Source organism: Pseudonocardia phyllosphaerae, assembly GCF_046546475.1.
Classification (GTDB): Bacteria; Actinomycetota; Actinomycetes; order Mycobacteriales; family Pseudonocardiaceae; genus Pseudonocardia; species Pseudonocardia phyllosphaerae.
Window position 1 is genome coordinate 30,134 of the sequence record NZ_JBKGXS010000010.1, and the last position, 15,818, is coordinate 45,951.

Sequence of the window (15,818 nt, forward strand, 5' to 3'; positions counted from 1 at the left end):
CGGTTGCTAACTTCCATGATGCGGAAACAATAATCCACTGGTACGAAATCGGCGAGAGCAGAATCGCCGAACCCTGCCGAGGAAGAGAGGGTGGTCACACCATGGCCGACAGCTCCGGTCTCCGGATCGACCCGCACCTGCGTTCGTTCGTCGAGGAGGAGCTGCTGGCGCAGGTCGACCTGACCGCCGACGAGTTCTGGTCGACGCTGGCGCAGCTGCAGGAGCGGTTCGCGCCGAGGATCGCCGACGCGCTGGCCCGCCGCGACGAGCTCCAGGCCCGGATCGATGCCTGGCACGCCGAGCACGGCGCCGGAACGCTCGAGGACTACGAACAGCTGCTCACCGAGCTCGGCTACCTCGCCGACGAGCCGGCCACCCCGGCCGCGATCGACGTCGACCGGGTGGACCGCGAGATCGCCGAGGTCGCGGGCCCGCAGCTGGTGGTGCCGGCGACCGTCCCGCGCTACGCGCTCAACGCCGCCAACGCCCGCTGGGGCTCGCTGTTCGACGCCTACTACGGCACCGACGCGCTCCCGCAGACCGGCGAGCTCGCCCCCGGCTACGACGAGCGCCGCGGCGCCCAGGTGATCACCGCGGCCGACGAGCTGCTCGACGAGCTGTTCCCGCTGGCCACCGGCAGCCACGCCGCAGTCACCGCCTACCGGCCGTCGGCCGACGGGCTGGTCGCCGAGACCGCGGACGGGCAGGTGGCACTCGCCGACCCGGCGCAGTTCGCCGGCTTCCGCGCGATCGACGACGACGGCCGCGGCGCCGTGCTGCTCACCCGCAACGGGCTGCACCTGGAGCTGACGATCGACCCGACGACCCAGGTCGGGCAGCAGCACCACGCCGACGTCGCCGACGCCGTGCTGGAGTCCGCCGTCACCACGATCGTCGACCTGGAGGACTCGGTCGCGACCGTCGACGGCGAGGACAAGGCGCTGGCCTACCGCACCTGGCTGGGGCTGCTCACCGGCGACCTGACCGCGGAGTTCACCAAGGGCGGGAAGACCGTCACCCGGCGGGTCAACCCGGACCGCACCTACACCGCCCCGGACGGCTCGGAGCTCACCCTGCCCGGCCGCTCGCTGATGCTCGTGCGCAACTGCGGGCACCACATGACCACCAACGCGGTCCTCACCGCCGACGGTGCCGAGGTCGCCGAGGGAGTGCTCGACGCGCTGGTCTCCGCCGTCGCCGGGCTCTACGACCTGCAGCACAAGGGCCCGCACACCAACTCCCGGGCCGGCAGCGTCTACATCGTCAAGCCCAAGCAGCACGGCCCCGAGGAGGTCGCGCTGACCGTGGAGCTGTTCGCCGCGGTCGAGGAGGCACTCGGGCTGGAGCCGAACACGCTCAAGATCGGGATCATGGACGAGGAGAAGCGGACCACCGCCAACCTCGCCGCCTGCATCGCCGAGGCGAAGGACCGGGTCATCTTCGTCAACACCGGGTTCCTGGACCGGACCGGCGACGAGATCCACACCTGCTTCCGGGCCGGGCCGGTGCTGCCCAAGGGCGACATGAAGTCCACGACGTGGCTGCAGACCTACGAGGACCGCAACGTCGACGTCGCGCTGGCCGCCGGGTTCGAGCACGCCGCGCAGATCGGCAAGGGCATGTGGGCCAAGCCCGCCGCGATGGCCGAGATGATCGAGCAGAAGATCGGCCACCCGAAGGCCGGCGCGAACTGCGCCTGGGTGCCGTCGCCGACCGCGGCGACCCTGCACGCCCTGCACTACCTGCGGGTCCCGGTGCAGCAGGTGCAGGAACAGATCGCGCAGCGCGGCATCGCCGACCGGCGCAAGCTCCTCGAGCTGCCGCTGGCCGACCCGTCGTCGCTGTCGGCCGAGGACGTCACCCACGAGCTGGAGACCAACGCCCAGTCGATCCTCGGCTACGTCGTGCGCTGGGTCGGCATGGGCATCGGCTGCTCGACGGTGCCCGACCTGGAGGGCGTCGGGCTGATGGAGGACCGGGCGACGCTGCGGATCTCCAGCCAGCTCATCGCGAACTGGCTGGCGCACGGCGTCGTCACCGAGGAGCAGGTGCGCGACACCTTCGCCCGGATGGCCGCGATCGTCGACGAGCAGAACGCCGGCGAGCCCGGCTACCCGCCGATGGCCAAGGACCTGGAGCACAGCGAGTCCTTCCAGGCCGCGCTCGAGCTGGTGTTCGCCGGGGCGAAGGAGCCCAACGGCTACACCGAGCGCGCCCTGACCCACTGGCGGCAGAAGGCGAAGGCCGGCGCCCCGAGCTGATGGAGCGGCGCTGATGGGGACGCGGTCCGGCGTCGCCGTCGGCCGGGTGTACGACGCCCGGTCCGGCGGCGACGTGCGGGTCCTCGTCGACCGGATCTGGCCGCGCGGGATGCGCAAGGACGCCGCCGACCTCGACGACTGGTGCAAGCACGTCGGGCCGTCGGCGGAGCTGCGGAAGTGGTTCGGCCACGACCCGGCCCGGTTCGACGAGTTCGCCCGCCGGTACCGGGCGGAACTGGCCGACTCCGGGCGGGCGGCGGCGCTGCAGGAGCTGCGCGAGCGGGCGGCGGCCGGGGGACTGGTGCTGCTCACCGCTGCCCGCGACCCGCAGGTCAGCCACGCCGCGGTGCTGCAGGAGGTCCTGCACGACGGGTGAGTCGCCGAGGGGCTCCCCCTGTCCACCCCGGATCCGCCTCCGGATGGACGCCGCGACCGGCGTGAGCGGCCTACCGTCGTGACCATGCCCACCACGCAGAGCACGGAGACCACCGCCGAGGACCTGCCCCGCCTGCCGTTCCCGCGCGGCGACGTCCTGGAGCTCGCCCCGCTCTACGAGCAGATGCGCGAGCGCGGCCCGATCACCCCGGTCCGCACCCCGGCCGGCGACGTCGCGTGGCTGGTCACCGGCTACGCCGAGGCCAAGGCCCTGTTCGCCGACACCCGCCTGGGCCGCGGCCACCCGAACCCCGAGCAGGCCGCGAAGATCTCCGGCTCGATCATCTTCGGTGGCCCGAACGGCGAGACCCCGGACACCGAGCGGGAGAAGCACACCCGGATGCGGCGCCTGCTGGCCCCGGCGTTCTCCGCACGGCGGATGGGCCGGCTGCGTGAGCACATCGCCGAGCTGGTCGCCGAGCGGCTCGACGCCCTGGAGGCGGCGGGACCCGGCGCGGACCTGCACGAGGTGCTGTCGTTCCCGCTGCCGGTGCTGGTCATCTGCGAGCTGCTGGGGGTCCCGTTCGCGGACCGGGAGAGGTTCAGCGGCTGGTCGGAGGGCCTGAGCCGGCTCGACGACCGCGAGCGCGCCGAGCGCGACGCCGCACAGCTCGCCGCCTACATGCGTGAGCTGATCGACCGGAAGGACACCGAGCCCGGCGAGGACGTCCTGTCCGACTTCGCCCGGATGTCCGAGCGGAGCGAGGACCGCGACGGGCTGGCCGGGCTGGGCGCGGGGCTGCTGTTCGCCGGGCACGAGACGACCGTCGGCCGGATCGACGTCGGCACCGTGCTGCTGCTGAGCCGGCCGGAGGAGTGGGCGGCGCTGGGCGCCGACCCCGGCCGCGCCGACGACGTCGTCGAGGAGATCCTGCGCATGGCCCAGCCCGGCTCCAACGCCGGCATCCTGCGCTACGCCCACGACGACATCGACCTCGCCGGGACGAACATCGCCGCCGGCGACGCGATCCTGCTGTCCGCGGGCGCGGCGAACCGGGACCCGCGGGAGTTCGACGACCCCGACGAGTTCGAGGGCGAGCGCCGCCCCGCGCACCTGGCGTTCGGGCACGGCCCGTACTTCTGCATCGGCGCGAGCCTGGCCCGGGTCGAGCTGACCGAGGTGTTCCGCGCGCTGCCCGCCCGCTTCCCGGGCCTGCGCCTCGCGGTGCCGCGCACCGACCTGGAGCTGCGCAACGACGTGCTCACCGGTGGTATCCGGAGCCTGCCCGTGACCTGGTGACGATCAGGCCCTCGCTACGGTGGGCGCGTGCTCGAGCTGCGACTCGCCGCCTTCGACGACCCCGACGTCGTCGCCCTCAACACCGACCTCCAGGCCACCTACGACGAGCTGTACGGCTTCGGCGACCAGACCGTGATGACCGCGGCCGAGTTCGTCCCGCCGCACGGCTGCTACCTCCTCGGCGTCGAGGACGGCCGCCCGGTCGCGACCGGGGCCTGGCGGGCCCACGGCGCCGACCCGGCCGACCCCGAGCGCCGCGACGGCGACGCCGAGATCAAGCGGATGTACGTCGTCCCCGGCGCCCGCGGTCGCGGGTACGCCCGCGCGCTGCTCGCCGAGCTGGAACGCACCGCCGCGGCGTCCGGGCGGAGCCGGGCGATCCTCGAGACCGGCACGATCCAGCCGGAGGCGATCGCGCTGTACCGCAGCAGCGGATACCAGCCGATCGGGAGTTTCGGGGCACATCGTGACGATCCCCGCGCCGCGTGCTTCGCGAAGCCGCTCACGGGCTGATCGCCCGCGGGACCGGTACTGTGACAGCTGAGGCGCGCCGGGGGAAAAGTCCGGTTGCGCCGATCCGGTCGTGATCGTTCCCCGAGCGGGGCGACGTGCCGCCGGTGACCCGCCCCGGTGTCACCGCACCCGGCCGCCTGCCAGTCCGTCCGAGGAGCCGAGGAGGAACCGGTGCTCGCCGTCGTGGCCGTCCACCTGCTGATCGCCCCGTGCCTGCTGGTGCTTGCGCGGCGCAACCGCAGGGCCGCGTTCGGCGCGGGCGCGGTGCTGCTGGCGGGGACGCTGGTCTGGGCGCTGACGATGACCCCGCGGGTGCTCGACGGCGGGGTGGCCGACGAGATCGACTGGGCCCCGCAGCTCGGGCTCACGCTCAGCCTGCGGATGGACGCCCTGGCCCTGGCGATGACCGTCCTGGTGTCCGGGGTCGGGGCGCTGATCATGGTCTACGCGGCCTGGTACTTCGGGCCCCGTTCCGCCGACGCGGCCCGATCGGCATCGCTGCTGGTGACCTTCGCCGGGCTGATGCTCGGCCTGGTGCTGGCCGACGACCTGCTCACCCTCTACGTCTTCTGGGAGCTGACGTCGCTGACGTCGTTCCTGCTGGTCGGGCAGGGTGGCCGCTACCGGGAGAACCGGCGTGCCGCGGTGCAGGCGCTCGTGGTCACGGTGTTCGGCGGGCTCGGGATGCTGCTCGGGATCGTGCTGCTCGGCGAGACCGCGGGCACCTACCGGATCCCGGCGCTGATCGAGCACGCCGCCGCGGGGACCCTCGACGGCGGGCACCCCTGGTCGCTGGCGTTCGCGCTGGTGCTGATCCTGCTGGGCGCGCTGACCAAGTCCGCGCAGCTGCCGTTCCACACCTGGCTGCCCTACGCGATGGCCGCCCCGACCCCGATCAGCGCCTACCTGCATGCGGCGTCGATGGTGAAGGCCGGGGTCGTGCTCGTCGCGCGGCTCGGCCCGGCCGTCGGCGGCTACGCGGTGTGGTGGGTACCGGTCGTCGTGCTCGGGGTGGCGACGATGCTCGTCGGCGGCTGGCGCGCGCTGCGCCAGACCGACCTCAAACGGCTGCTGGCCTTCGGGACCGTGTCCCAGCTCGGGTTCCTGATGGTGCTCTTCGGCGCAGGCAGCCGGGTCGCGGCGCTGGCCGGGATCGCGATGCTGCTCGCACACGGGCTGTTCAAGGCACCGCTGTTCATGGTCGTCGGCGCCATCGACAAGACCTGCGGCACCCGTGACCTGCGCGAGCTGTGCGGGCTGGGGCGCCGCCGCCGCGGGCTCGTCGCGGTCGCGGCGCTGTCCGGGCTGGCCATGGCGGGCATCCCGCCGACGCTCGGCTTCGTCGGCAAGGAGGCGGCGCTGGCGGCGTTCCTCGAGGAGGGCGGCGTGCGCGGGCTGCTCGTACTGGCCGGTCTCGTGCTCGGCTCGCTGCTGACCGTCGCCTACACCGCCCGGTTCCTGTGGGGCGCGTTCGCGAGCAAGGGCACCATGCCGACCGACAGCGAGCCGGTCCCGGCCGGGCTGTCCGCGCCGGCCTGGGTGTGCGCGCTCGCCGGGCTCGGGCTGGGCTTCGCCACGCCCGCGGTGCAGCGCCTGGCCGCGTCCTACGCCGACACGCTCCCGGCACTCGGCGGCTACGCACCCCGCTACGAGCTGGCGCTGTGGCACGGGTTCGGCATCGAGCTGGGGCTGACCGTGGTGATCGTCGCCGGGGGTCTGCTGCTGCACCGCTTCGGCGGCGCCGCGACCGGGCACCGCAGCGTGCCCGCGGTGTCCGCCCAGCGCGGCTACGAGGTCGTCGTGACCGCGCTGGAGCGCTCCGCGATCTCGGTGACCGGGCACCTGCAGATCGGGTCGCTGCCGGTCTACCTGGGCGTCGTGCTCGGGACGCTGATCGCGCTGCCCGGCTCCGCGCTGCTGCTGCGCGGCACGTTCCCGGCCGCCGACGTCTCCTACCACGCGATCATGCAGGTCCCGGTCGCGCTGCTGGTCATCGTGGCCGCGATCGCGCTGTGCCGGGCGCGGCGCCGGTTCACCGCGGTGCTGCTGGTCGGCGCCGTCGGCTACGGCATCGGCGGCATGTTCGTCATCGACGGCGCACCGGACCTCGCGCTGGCCCAGTTCCTGGTCGAGACGCTGACCATGGTCGCGTTCGTGTTCGTCCTGCGCCGCTTCCCGGCGCACTTCTCCGAGCCGGACACCGAGCACCGGGTCCGGCTGCCGAAGGTGCTGGTCGCCGGGGCCGCCGGGATCCTGGTGGCGCTGCTGGCCGTGGCGCTGTCTGCGGCCCGGGTCGGCCCGCCGTCGACGACCGAGGGCTTCGTCCGGCTCGCCCCGGAGAGCGGCGCCACCAACATCATCAGCGCCATCCTCGTGGACTTCCGCGCCATGGACACGGTCGGCGAGATCGCCGTACTGCTGATCTGCGCCGCGGGAACCGCGAGCCTGGTGCTCGCCACCCGGCACGACCGCCGCCGGCACGACCGCGTCGTCAGCGGCGGCGGCAGCCCGCAGCACGAGGAGGAGGTGATCGGCGGATGAGCGTGGACACCGACCGTCCCGGCGGCCCCGGTGGTCCGGACGGGACCGAGGAGTTCTCCGGCTGGGACCGCCCCAGCGGACGCTGGATGCTGCCCGGCGGCTGCCCGGACGTCCGCGAGCGGACCCTGGTGCTGGAGGCCGCGGCCCGGCTGTTGTTCCCGGTCGTGCTCGTCTTCTCCGTGTACCTGCTGCTGGAAGGTCACTACGGCCCGGGTGGCGGGTTCTCCGGCGGCCTGGTCGCCGGGCTCGCGTTCGTGCTGCGCCACATCGCCGGTGGCGACGACCAGCCGGGCTCGTCGTTCCGGGTGCGGCCACCGGTCGTGGTCGGGGCGGGCCTGACGCTGGCCGTGCTCACCGGGCTGGCGCCGCTGGCGTTCGGGGAACCGGTGCTGTCCGGGACGAAGCTGACGCTGCCGCTCGGCCCGCTGGGCGGCCTCGACATCGCCACCAGCATGCTGCTCGAGATCGGGGTGTACCTGCTGATCATCGGCGTGGTGCTGGACCTGCTGCGGTCGCTGGGCTCGGGCATCGCCCGCGACGCCCGCGAGGCCGGGGAGGACGTCCGATGAGGGAGGTGCGCGCGTGTACACCGTGAACCTGACCATGGCCGTCCTGCTGGCGGTGCTCTACTCCGTGGGGTTCTACCTGCTCATGCAGCGGTCCCTGATGCGGATCCTGATCGGCATCGTCGTGCTCGGGCACGGCGCGAACCTGCTGCTGCAGCTCGCAGGCGGGCCGCCCGGCCGTGCCCCGATCCTCGACGCCGTCGGGCTGGGCGCCATCGCCGACCCGCTCCCGCAGGCGCTCGCGCTCACCGCCATCGTCATCACGTTCGCGCTGACCACCTACCTGCTCGCGCTCGGCTACCGGTCCTGGGTGCTCGTCGGGCACGACGTGGTGCAGGACGACGTCGAGGACCGCCGCATCGCCGGCCGCGTCGGCGTCGACGGCGCGATGGAGGAGGGCACCGCCGAGGAGAGTGAGGAGTTCCCGGAGGACACCTCGGACTCCCACGAGCTCGAGGAGGGCCGCCGGTGAGCACGGTGCAGGCCCTCGTCGCGCTGCCGGTGCTGCTGCCGATGCTCGGCGCCGCGCTGTCGGTGCTGGTCGGGCGGCAGGCGGCGCTGCAGCGGGCGATCGGTGTGGTGGCGCTGGCCGCGGTCGTCGTCGTCGCGGCGGTACTGCTGGTCGCCGCGGACCGCAACGGCCCGATCGTCGCCGAGCTGGGCGGGCGGGCCGCACCGGTGGGGATCGTGCTGGTCGCCGACCGGCTCTCGGCGCTGCTGCTGCTCATCTCGACGGTCGTCACGCTCGCCGTGCTCCTCTACGCGATCGACCAGCGGATCGCCGACTACGGCCGGGAGACCGCCAGCACCACGTTCCACCCGATCTTCCTGCTGCTCTCGACGGGGGTGTCGCTGGCCTACCTGACCGGCGACCTGTTCACGCTGTTCGTCGCGTTCGAGATCATGCTCGCCTCCAGCTACGTGCTGATCACCCGGCGCACGACGGCGCCACGGATCCGCTCCGGCATGACCTACGTGATCGTGTCGCTGATGTCGTCGCTGCTGTTCCTGACCGCGGTCGGGCTGGTCTACGCGGCCACCGGCACGGTCAACCTGGCCGACCTCGCCGGCCGGGTCGGGGAGCTGCCGCCGGGCCTGGCGACGGTGCTGGCGCTGCTGCTCGTCGTGGTGTTCGGGATCAAGGCGGCGATCGTGCCGCTGCACTTCTGGCTGCCCGACAGTTACCCCAACGCGCCCGCCCCGGTCACCGCGCTGTTCGCCGGGCTGCTCACCAAGGTCGGCATCTACGCGCTGGTGCGCACCCAGACGCTGGTGTTCCCCCAGGAGAACCCGTCGCTGCTGCTCCTGATCGTGGCCGCGGTGACGATGGTCGTCGGCGCGCTCGGCGCCGTCGCGCAGGACGACCTGAACCGGCTGCTGTCGTTCCTGCTGGTCAGCCACATCGGGTTCATGCTGTTCGGGCTGGCGGTCTACACCCCGGCCGGGGTCGCGGGCACCGCGCTCTACGTCGTGCACCACATCACCGTGCAGGCCACGCTGTTCCTGGTCAGCGGCCTGATCACCCGGCGGACGGGGACGGTGTCGATCGAGCAGATGGGCGGGCTCGCGCGGTCGTCGCCGGGCCTGGCGCTGCTGTTCGCGATCCCCGCGATCACCCTGGCCGGGCTGCCGCCGACGTCGGGCTTCGTCGCGAAGCTGGCGCTGTTGCAGGCCGGGGCGGGCGCGGGCCTGGCGACCCGGATCGTCGCCGGGATCGTGGTGCTGGCCAGTCTGCTCACCCTCTACGCCGTCGCCCGGGTCTGGGTGCGGGTCTTCTGGGGCACGCCGAAGGAGCCGCTGCCCGACGACGACCCGGACGACGAGCTCGTCGTCGGCACCGCGCGCAGTGCCCGCGGGATGTACTGGGCGGCGTCGTCGCTGGTCGCGGTGAGCGTGCTCATCGCGCTGGCCGCCGGACCGCTGTCGACGATCACCGCGCGGGCGGGGGAGGACCTGCTCGGCCGCGACGGCTACCGCGTCGCGGTGCTGGGCCCGCTGCCCGGCGCCCCGGCCGTCGCCGCACCGGTTCCCTACGGCTCGGTGGCCGCGACCAGCGCCGCAGGGGGTGGCCGATGACCGAGTCGCAGCACACCGAGCCGCAGCACACCGAGCCGCACCGCACCGAGCCGCAGCACACCGAGCCGCAGCACACCGACGCTCACACCGGCACGGCCGCCGGGGAGGCGCCCGAACCGGAGGAGACCCCGGAGGGCTGCCGGGAGCGCGACATCGCCGCCGTCGAGACCGGGACCGATCCCGAACCCGGCGCCGGTCCGCACGCCGACGAGGCCCCGGCCGCGACCGGCGGCTCCGCGCGGGACACCGGGCGGGCCTACTGGCGGCGGATCCCGCAGGTCGTCGCGCTGACCGTGGTGTGGGTGCTGCTGTGGGGCAGCCCGAAGCCGGTGACGATCGCCGGCGGGCTCGTCGTCGCCCTGGTGGTGACGGCGCTGTTCCCACTGCCGCTGATGCCCGAGCCGCTCCCGGTGCGCCCGCTGCGGGTACTGCGGCTGTTCGGCTACCTGCTGTGGGATCTGCTGGTGTCCGGGGTGCGCGTCGCGATGGTGACGCTGCGCTACGGCCGGAAGGCGCACTCCGGGATCGTCTCCCTGCCGATGTGCGCCGGGTCCGACCGGACGACGACGGCGATCGCCCTGGCCTGCGCGCTCTCACCGGGCAGCTTCGTGCTGCAGATCGACCGCCGCCGTGGCCGCTGGTACGCCTACGTCCTCGGCCTGGAGAAACCCGGCTCGGTCGACCGCGCGCGCCGGGACATGCTGACCCTGCAGCTGCGCGTCGTACAGGCCGTCGGCACCGCCGAGGACCAGCGCTGCGCCCGGGAGGCGCTCGAGGCCGTGGGCACGCCGCCCGCGGGGACGGGGGAGAAGAGCCGGTGACCGTCGTCTACACCCTGGTGCTGGTGATGCTCGCCGCCGCGGCCGTGCTCACCCTGTGGCGGCTGCTGGGCGGCCCCACCACGCTGGACCGGATCGCCGCGCTGGACGTGTTCGTGGTCGTCGTCGTGGCCGCGTCGGCGGTCTACGCCGCGGTCTACTCCGACGGGTCGACGATCCCGCTGATCGTCGCCGTCGCCCTGGTCGCGCTGGTCGGATCGGCGACCGCGGCCCGGCTCGTCGAGCGCTGGGAGCGGCACCGGTGAGCGCCGCCGACGTCGTCTCCGCGGCCCTGATGCTGGCCGGGGCACTGTTCTGCCTGCTCGGCGCGATCGGCCTCGTCCGGCTGCCCGACCTGCCCGCCCGGCTGCAGGCCACCACCAAGCCGCAGACCCTCGGGCTGCTGCTGGTGCTGCTCGGCGTGGCCGTCCGGATGGAGTTCCAGCACTCGTCGACGCTGGTGCTGGTCATGCTGTTCCAGATCCTGACCGCGCCCGTGGTCTCGCAGGTGGTGGGCCGTTCGGCGTACCGCAGCGGGGCGATCGACCGGGACGCCCTCGTCGTCGACGAGCTGGGGGACCGGATGGACGCCGACGCCCGCGCCGCCGGCCGCAACGGCGACGCGCCGCGGTAGGGGGCGGGGCGGGCCGTGATCACCCGGCTCGTACCCTCGCGGGGTGCCTCTGTACGCGCTCGGTGACGCCGAACCGGACATCCACCCGACCGCCTACGTCCACCCGGACGCCGTCGTGATCGGGAACGTGACCCTCGGGCCGGACTCCACGGTCTGGCCGACCGCGGTGCTGCGCGGCGACGACGGCGCCATCGTCGTCGGCGCCCGCACCAGCATCCAGGACGGCTCGATCATCCACACCACGCTGGTGCAGGACACCGTGATCGGCGACGAGGTGACCGTCGGGCACAACGTGCACATCGAGGCGTCCACCATCGGCAACCGGGCGCTGATCTCGTCCGGATCGGTGGTGCTGAACGGCTCGACGATCGGCGAGGGTGCGGTCGTCGCCGCCGGTGCGGTGATCTCCCCGAAGGCCGACGTCCCCGCCTACCGGATGGCGCTCGGCGTCCCGGCCCGGGTGCGGGAGAACCACGAGGTGCCCGCCGACCGCTGGCGGCACGCCGTGGAGTCCTACGTCGACCGCGGCCGCCGGTTCCGCACCCAGCTCCGGAAGCTGGAGGGCTGATGGCCGCCAAGCCGCTGACCGAGGTCGTCGAGGCCGGCTGGGCCGAGGCACTGGCCCCGGTCGCCGACACGATCACCGAGATGGGCGAGTTCCTGCGCGCCGAGATCGCCGCGGGGCGCCGCTACCTCCCGGCAGGCGCGAACGTGCTGCGCGCGTTCCAGCAGCCGTTCGACGAGGTCAAGGTGCTGATCGTCGGCCAGGACCCGTACCCGACTCCCGGGCACGCCGTCGGGCTGTCGTTCTCGGTGTCGCCGGAGACCCGGCCGCTGCCGCGGTCGCTGCAGAACATCTTCCGCGAGTACTCCGAGGACCTCGGGTACCCGGCCCCGGCGACCGGGGACCTGACGCCGTGGACCGAGCGCGGGGTGCTGCTGCTCAACCGGTGCCTCACCGTCGCGCCCGGCGAGCCAGGCTCGCACCGCAACAAGGGCTGGGAGCAGGTGACCGAGCAGGCGATCCGCGCGCTCGTCGCCCGCGACGCCGACCCGATGGTCGCGATCCTCTGGGGCCGCGACGCCCGCAACCTCGTGCCGCTGCTGGAGGACGTGCCGTGCGTCGAGTCGGCGCACCCGTCGCCGATGTCGGCCGACCGCGGGTTCTTCGGGTCGCGGCCGTTCAGCCGGGCCAACGACCTGCTGGAGGAGATCGGCGGCGACCCTGTGGACTGGAAGCTCCCCTGAGGTCGCGCTGCGACTACCCTGAACGGGGTGGGCGACCCGGGTGAGCTGCGCATCTCCGACCGTGACCGGGAGCTGGCCGCCAAGCGGCTGCACGACGCGGTCGGCGAGGGCCGGATCACACTCGTCGAGCTCGAGGAACGGCTGTCGGCCGTCTACGCCGCGCGCACCGCGAACGAGCTGCGCCCGCCGCTGGCCGACCTGCCCGGTGGGCTGCCGCCGACGGTTCCCGGCGGGCCGGGTGCCGACCCGGGCGCGGTGCCGCAGGCACCGGTCCACCTGCGGACCGGTGCCGGTTCGCTGAATCGCGGCGGGGACTGGACCGTGCCCGCGGCGCTGCGGCTCAGCAGCGGGATCGGGTCGATCCACCTCGACCTCTCCGAGGTGCGCAGGCTGCCGCCGCGGATCGACGTCGCCGTCTCGACGGGGATGGGCGAGATCGTGCTCGTGCTGCCCGCGGGCGGCACCGCCGACGTGAACGACGTCCGCGCGTCCTGGGGCGAGGTGAAGACCGGGGTACCGGGCCTGCCCGGGGGCTCCGGGCCGCACCTGACGGTGCACGGCAAGGTCGGGCTGGGCTCGCTGACCGTCCGGCCGGCGCGGAGGAGCTGGTGGAAGGCCCTGCTCGGCTGACCCCGCGCTCGGCTGAGCCCCGCGCCGGACGCGCCCCGGCATCGGGAAGGGCCCGGAACGCGGAAAGGCCCGGTCACCGTGGTCGGTGACCGGGCCTCCCGGCTTCGGGTCTCGCTGCGCCGGAGCGCACCACTCAGACGCGCGTGACCTTCCCGGCCTTCAGGCAGGAGGTGCAGGCGTTGATCCGGCGGCGGTTGCCACCGTTGATCGCGGCGCGCACGGTCTGGATGTTCGGGTTCCAGCGGCGGTTGGTGCGGCGGTGCGAGTGCGAGACGGACATGCCGAAGCCCGGACCCTTGCCACAGACGTCGCAGACGGCAGCCACGTCGGACACTCCCTAAGTCGATGATCGGTTCACGTGCACACCGGTCGTGACCGGGGCTCGGCCCACAAGTCTACCGATACGCATGAGTGGACTGCGGTCGGGTCCCCGACGCGTCCCGCGCCGATCCTGTCGGTGCCCTGTGATTGGCTCATCGTATGCGGACGGAGGTGGGGTAGTGGCGGAGGGCGAGGGCTTCCACCCGGACACCTGGGACGACTTCTGGGACGACCACGCGGACCTGGGCGCCAAGCTCGTGGGGCCGCTGGGGAGGAAGGCGGCCGAGGCGCTGTCGCCGCTCGGCCTGGTCACGGTCGGCGACCTGCTGCGGTACTACCCGCGGCGCTACGTCGACCGCGGCAGGCTCAGCGACATCGCCGGCCTGGTCCCCGGCGAGTACGTCACGGTCGTCGCGCAGGTGGAGAAGGCCGAGACCCGGCCGATGCGCAACCGGCGCGGGAAGCTGATGGCCGTCGTCATCCGGGACGACAGGGGCAGCCAGCTCGACTGCACGTTCTTCAACCCGTACAAGATCGCGGGCCGCATCAAGCCCGGGGCCCGGGGGGTGTTCTCCGGCAAGGTCGGCGTGTTCAACAAGCGCCTGCAGCTCACGCACCCGCAGTTCGAGATGCTCGACGAGGGCGACTCGCTGCGCCCGTTCATCTCGGTCTACCCGGCCAACGCGAAGGTCACCTCCCAGGCGGTGGCGCGCGCCGTCCGCCAGCTGCTCGAGATGATCGACACTCCGGCCGATCCGCTGCCGGAGTCGATGCGCGAGCGCGAGGGCCTCACCGCGCTGGGCCTGGCGCTGCGGCGCATCCACGTCCCCGACGACGAGGCCGAGATCTTCGCCGCCCGCCGCCGGCTGGTCTGGGACGAGGCGCTCGGCGTCCAGCTGGCCCTGGCGCTGCGCCGGCAGAAGACAGCCGCCCGTCCCGCGCCGTCCTGCCCGCCGCGGCCCGGCGGGCTGCTGGAACGGTTCGACGCGAACCTGCCGTTCACGCTGACCGAGGGCCAGGTCGCCGTCGGCGAGGAGATCGCCGCGGACCTGTCCGGCGAGCATCCGATGAACCGCCTGGTGCAGGGCGACGTCGGCGCGGGCAAGACGATCGTCGCGCTCCGGGCGATGCTGCAGGTCGTCGACGCGGGCAAGCAGGCCGCGATGCTCGCCCCGACCGAGGTCCTCGCCGCCCAGCACGCCCGCTCGCTGCGCGCGATGCTCGGCGCGCTCGGCCGCGCCGGGGAGCTCGACGCCGCCGAGGGCGCCACCTCGGTGCAGCTGCTCACCGGGTCGATGGGGGTGAAGGCACGCCGCCGGGCGCTGCTGGACGCCCAGTCCGGGGCAGCGGGGATCGTCGTCGGCACCCACGCGCTGATCCAGGACACGGTCGGGTTCGCCGACCTCGGTCTCGTCGTCGTCGACGAGCAGCACCGGTTCGGCGTCGAGCAGCGGGACGCGCTGCGTACCCGCGGCGAGGTCGCGCCGCACATGCTGGTCATGACGGCCACGCCGATCCCGCGCACCGTCGCGATGACCGTCTACGGCGACCTGTCGGTGTCCGCGCTGCAGGGCCTGCCCCGCGGCCGGTCCCCGGTGAAGACCACCGTCGTCCCGCTCGCCGAGCACCCGCAGTGGATCCAGCGGGTCTGGCAGCGGGTGCGCGAGGAGGTCGACGCCGGCCACCAGTGCTACGTCGTGTGCCCGCGGGTCGGCGGTCCCGAGAAGGAGAAGGAGAAGGCGAAGGCCGACGCCGCCGACCCGGAGACCGGCGAGCCGCCGCCCGAGGACGACGGGTCCGAGCGCCGCCCGCCGCTGGCGGTGCTCGACATCGCTCCGCAGATCTCCGAACTGCTCACGGGCCTGCGGGTCGGGGTCCTGCACGGCAAGCTCCCGCCGGAGGAGAAGGACGCGGTCATGCGCTCCTTCGAACGCCACGAGCTCGACGTGCTGGTCGCGACGACGGTGATCGAGGTCGGCGTCGACGTCCCGAACGCCACCGGCATCGTCCTGCTCGACGCCGACCGCTTCGGCCTGTCCCAGCTGCACCAGCTGCGCGGGCGGGTCGGCCGGGGCAGCGCGCCCGGGCTGTGCCTGCTGGTCACCGACATGCCGGCGGCGACGACGGCCCGCGAGCGGCTCGACGCGATCGCGAGCACCACCGACGGTTTCGAGCTGGCCCGGCTGGACCTGGAGCTGCGCCGCGAGGGCGACGTCCTGGGCGCCAGCCAGTCCGGGAACCGCTCCGGGCTGAAGCTGCTGTCGCTGCGCCGCGACGAGGAGGTCATCGCGAAGGCGCAGGTCTACGCCCTGGACCTCGTCGCCACCGACCCCGGGCTGGCCGAGCACCCCGGCCTGGCCGCGCTGGTCGAGGAGACGATCGGGGACGAGGAGAAGGCGGCGTTCCTGGACAAGGCCTGAGCAGGGCGGGCGTGCTCCCGCCAGGTGGGAGCGGCGGTCGTCCGGTGGTCGCCGCGACCGTCGTCGTGCCAGGATCAGCCGCCCGGCGCGGGCGGCGGTGACCTCGGTGACCTCG

At 73.6% G+C, this 15,818-nt stretch carries 16 protein-coding genes; 15 read left to right on the forward strand and 1 reads right to left on the reverse strand.

Annotated elements, in window-relative coordinates:
• Window positions 1-101: 101 nt before the first annotated feature.
• The 14 genes from ACLE50_RS19040 to ACLE50_RS19105 all read left to right on the forward strand — a co-directional run bounded on the left by ACLE50_RS19040 (window position 102) and on the right by ACLE50_RS19105 (window position 12,962).
• Entirely contained in the window at window positions 102-2,261 is a 2,160-nt protein-coding gene (locus tag ACLE50_RS19040) for a malate synthase G (protein WP_410944940.1), read from the forward strand.
• A gap of 13 nt (window positions 2,262-2,274) precedes the next feature.
• Window positions 2,275-2,637, forward strand: a complete 363-nt coding sequence (locus tag ACLE50_RS19045) for a DUF488 domain-containing protein (protein WP_410944941.1) — start codon at window positions 2,275-2,277, stop codon at window positions 2,635-2,637.
• Window positions 2,638-2,721: 84 nt separating this feature from the next.
• Window positions 2,722-3,936 carry a cytochrome P450 gene (locus ACLE50_RS19050; protein WP_410944942.1) on the forward strand — a complete coding sequence of 405 codons (1,215 nt, stop codon included), beginning with the start codon at window positions 2,722-2,724 and terminating at the stop codon, window positions 3,934-3,936.
• Window positions 3,937-3,963: 27 nt separating this feature from the next.
• Window positions 3,964-4,449, forward strand: coding sequence for a GNAT family N-acetyltransferase (locus ACLE50_RS19055; RefSeq protein WP_410944943.1), 486 nt, complete (start codon window positions 3,964-3,966; stop codon window positions 4,447-4,449).
• Between the two features lie 171 nt (window positions 4,450-4,620).
• Complete coding sequence (gene mbhE, locus ACLE50_RS19060; RefSeq protein ID WP_410944944.1) at window positions 4,621-6,990, forward strand: hydrogen gas-evolving membrane-bound hydrogenase subunit E; 2,370 nt, start codon at window positions 4,621-4,623, stop codon at window positions 6,988-6,990.
• Window positions 6,987-7,559 (forward strand): MnhB domain-containing protein, encoded by a 573-nt coding sequence (locus tag ACLE50_RS19065; RefSeq protein ID WP_410944945.1) that lies wholly within the window; start codon window positions 6,987-6,989, stop codon window positions 7,557-7,559. Before mbhE ends, ACLE50_RS19065 begins: the two co-directional genes overlap by 4 nt.
• Window positions 7,560-7,593: 34 nt before the next feature.
• Window positions 7,594-8,028 (forward strand): NADH-quinone oxidoreductase subunit K, encoded by a 435-nt coding sequence (locus ACLE50_RS19070; protein WP_410945088.1) that lies wholly within the window; start codon window positions 7,594-7,596, stop codon window positions 8,026-8,028.
• 5 nt (window positions 8,029-8,033) lie between these two features.
• Window positions 8,034-9,632 (forward strand): Na+/H+ antiporter subunit D, encoded by a 1,599-nt coding sequence (locus tag ACLE50_RS19075; protein WP_410945089.1) that lies wholly within the window; start codon window positions 8,034-8,036, stop codon window positions 9,630-9,632.
• Complete coding sequence (locus ACLE50_RS19080) at window positions 9,629-10,453, forward strand: Na+/H+ antiporter subunit E (RefSeq protein ID WP_410944946.1); 825 nt, start codon at window positions 9,629-9,631, stop codon at window positions 10,451-10,453. Before ACLE50_RS19075 ends, ACLE50_RS19080 begins: the two co-directional genes overlap by 4 nt.
• Window positions 10,450-10,716, forward strand: a complete 267-nt coding sequence (locus ACLE50_RS19085) for a monovalent cation/H+ antiporter complex subunit F (protein ID WP_410944947.1) — start codon at window positions 10,450-10,452, stop codon at window positions 10,714-10,716. The genes ACLE50_RS19080 and ACLE50_RS19085 overlap by 4 nt, the downstream gene beginning before the upstream one ends.
• On the forward strand, window positions 10,713-11,084 hold the full coding sequence (mnhG, locus tag ACLE50_RS19090; RefSeq protein ID WP_410944948.1) for a monovalent cation/H(+) antiporter subunit G: 372 nt from the start codon (window positions 10,713-10,715) through the stop codon (window positions 11,082-11,084). Before ACLE50_RS19085 ends, mnhG begins: the two co-directional genes overlap by 4 nt.
• A gap of 43 nt (window positions 11,085-11,127) precedes the next feature.
• Entirely contained in the window at window positions 11,128-11,652 is a 525-nt protein-coding gene (locus tag ACLE50_RS19095; protein WP_410944949.1) for a gamma carbonic anhydrase family protein, read from the forward strand.
• Window positions 11,652-12,332, forward strand: a complete 681-nt coding sequence (locus tag ACLE50_RS19100; RefSeq protein WP_410944950.1) for a uracil-DNA glycosylase — start codon at window positions 11,652-11,654, stop codon at window positions 12,330-12,332. Before ACLE50_RS19095 ends, ACLE50_RS19100 begins: the two co-directional genes overlap by 1 nt.
• Window positions 12,333-12,359: 27 nt before the next feature.
• Window positions 12,360-12,962, forward strand: coding sequence for a DUF1707 SHOCT-like domain-containing protein (locus ACLE50_RS19105; protein ID WP_410944951.1), 603 nt, complete (start codon window positions 12,360-12,362; stop codon window positions 12,960-12,962).
• A gap of 133 nt (window positions 12,963-13,095) precedes the next feature.
• On the opposite strand, the gene rpmB is transcribed toward ACLE50_RS19105, so the two are convergent.
• Entirely contained in the window at window positions 13,096-13,287 is a 192-nt protein-coding gene (gene rpmB / locus ACLE50_RS19110) for a 50S ribosomal protein L28 (RefSeq protein WP_010239613.1), read from the reverse strand.
• A gap of 175 nt (window positions 13,288-13,462) precedes the next feature.
• Here rpmB and ACLE50_RS19115 point away from each other — a divergent pair, with 175 nt between their 5' ends.
• Window positions 13,463-15,703, forward strand: coding sequence for an ATP-dependent DNA helicase RecG (locus ACLE50_RS19115; RefSeq protein ID WP_410944952.1), 2,241 nt, complete (start codon window positions 13,463-13,465; stop codon window positions 15,701-15,703).
• Window positions 15,704-15,818: the final 115 nt, after the last annotated feature.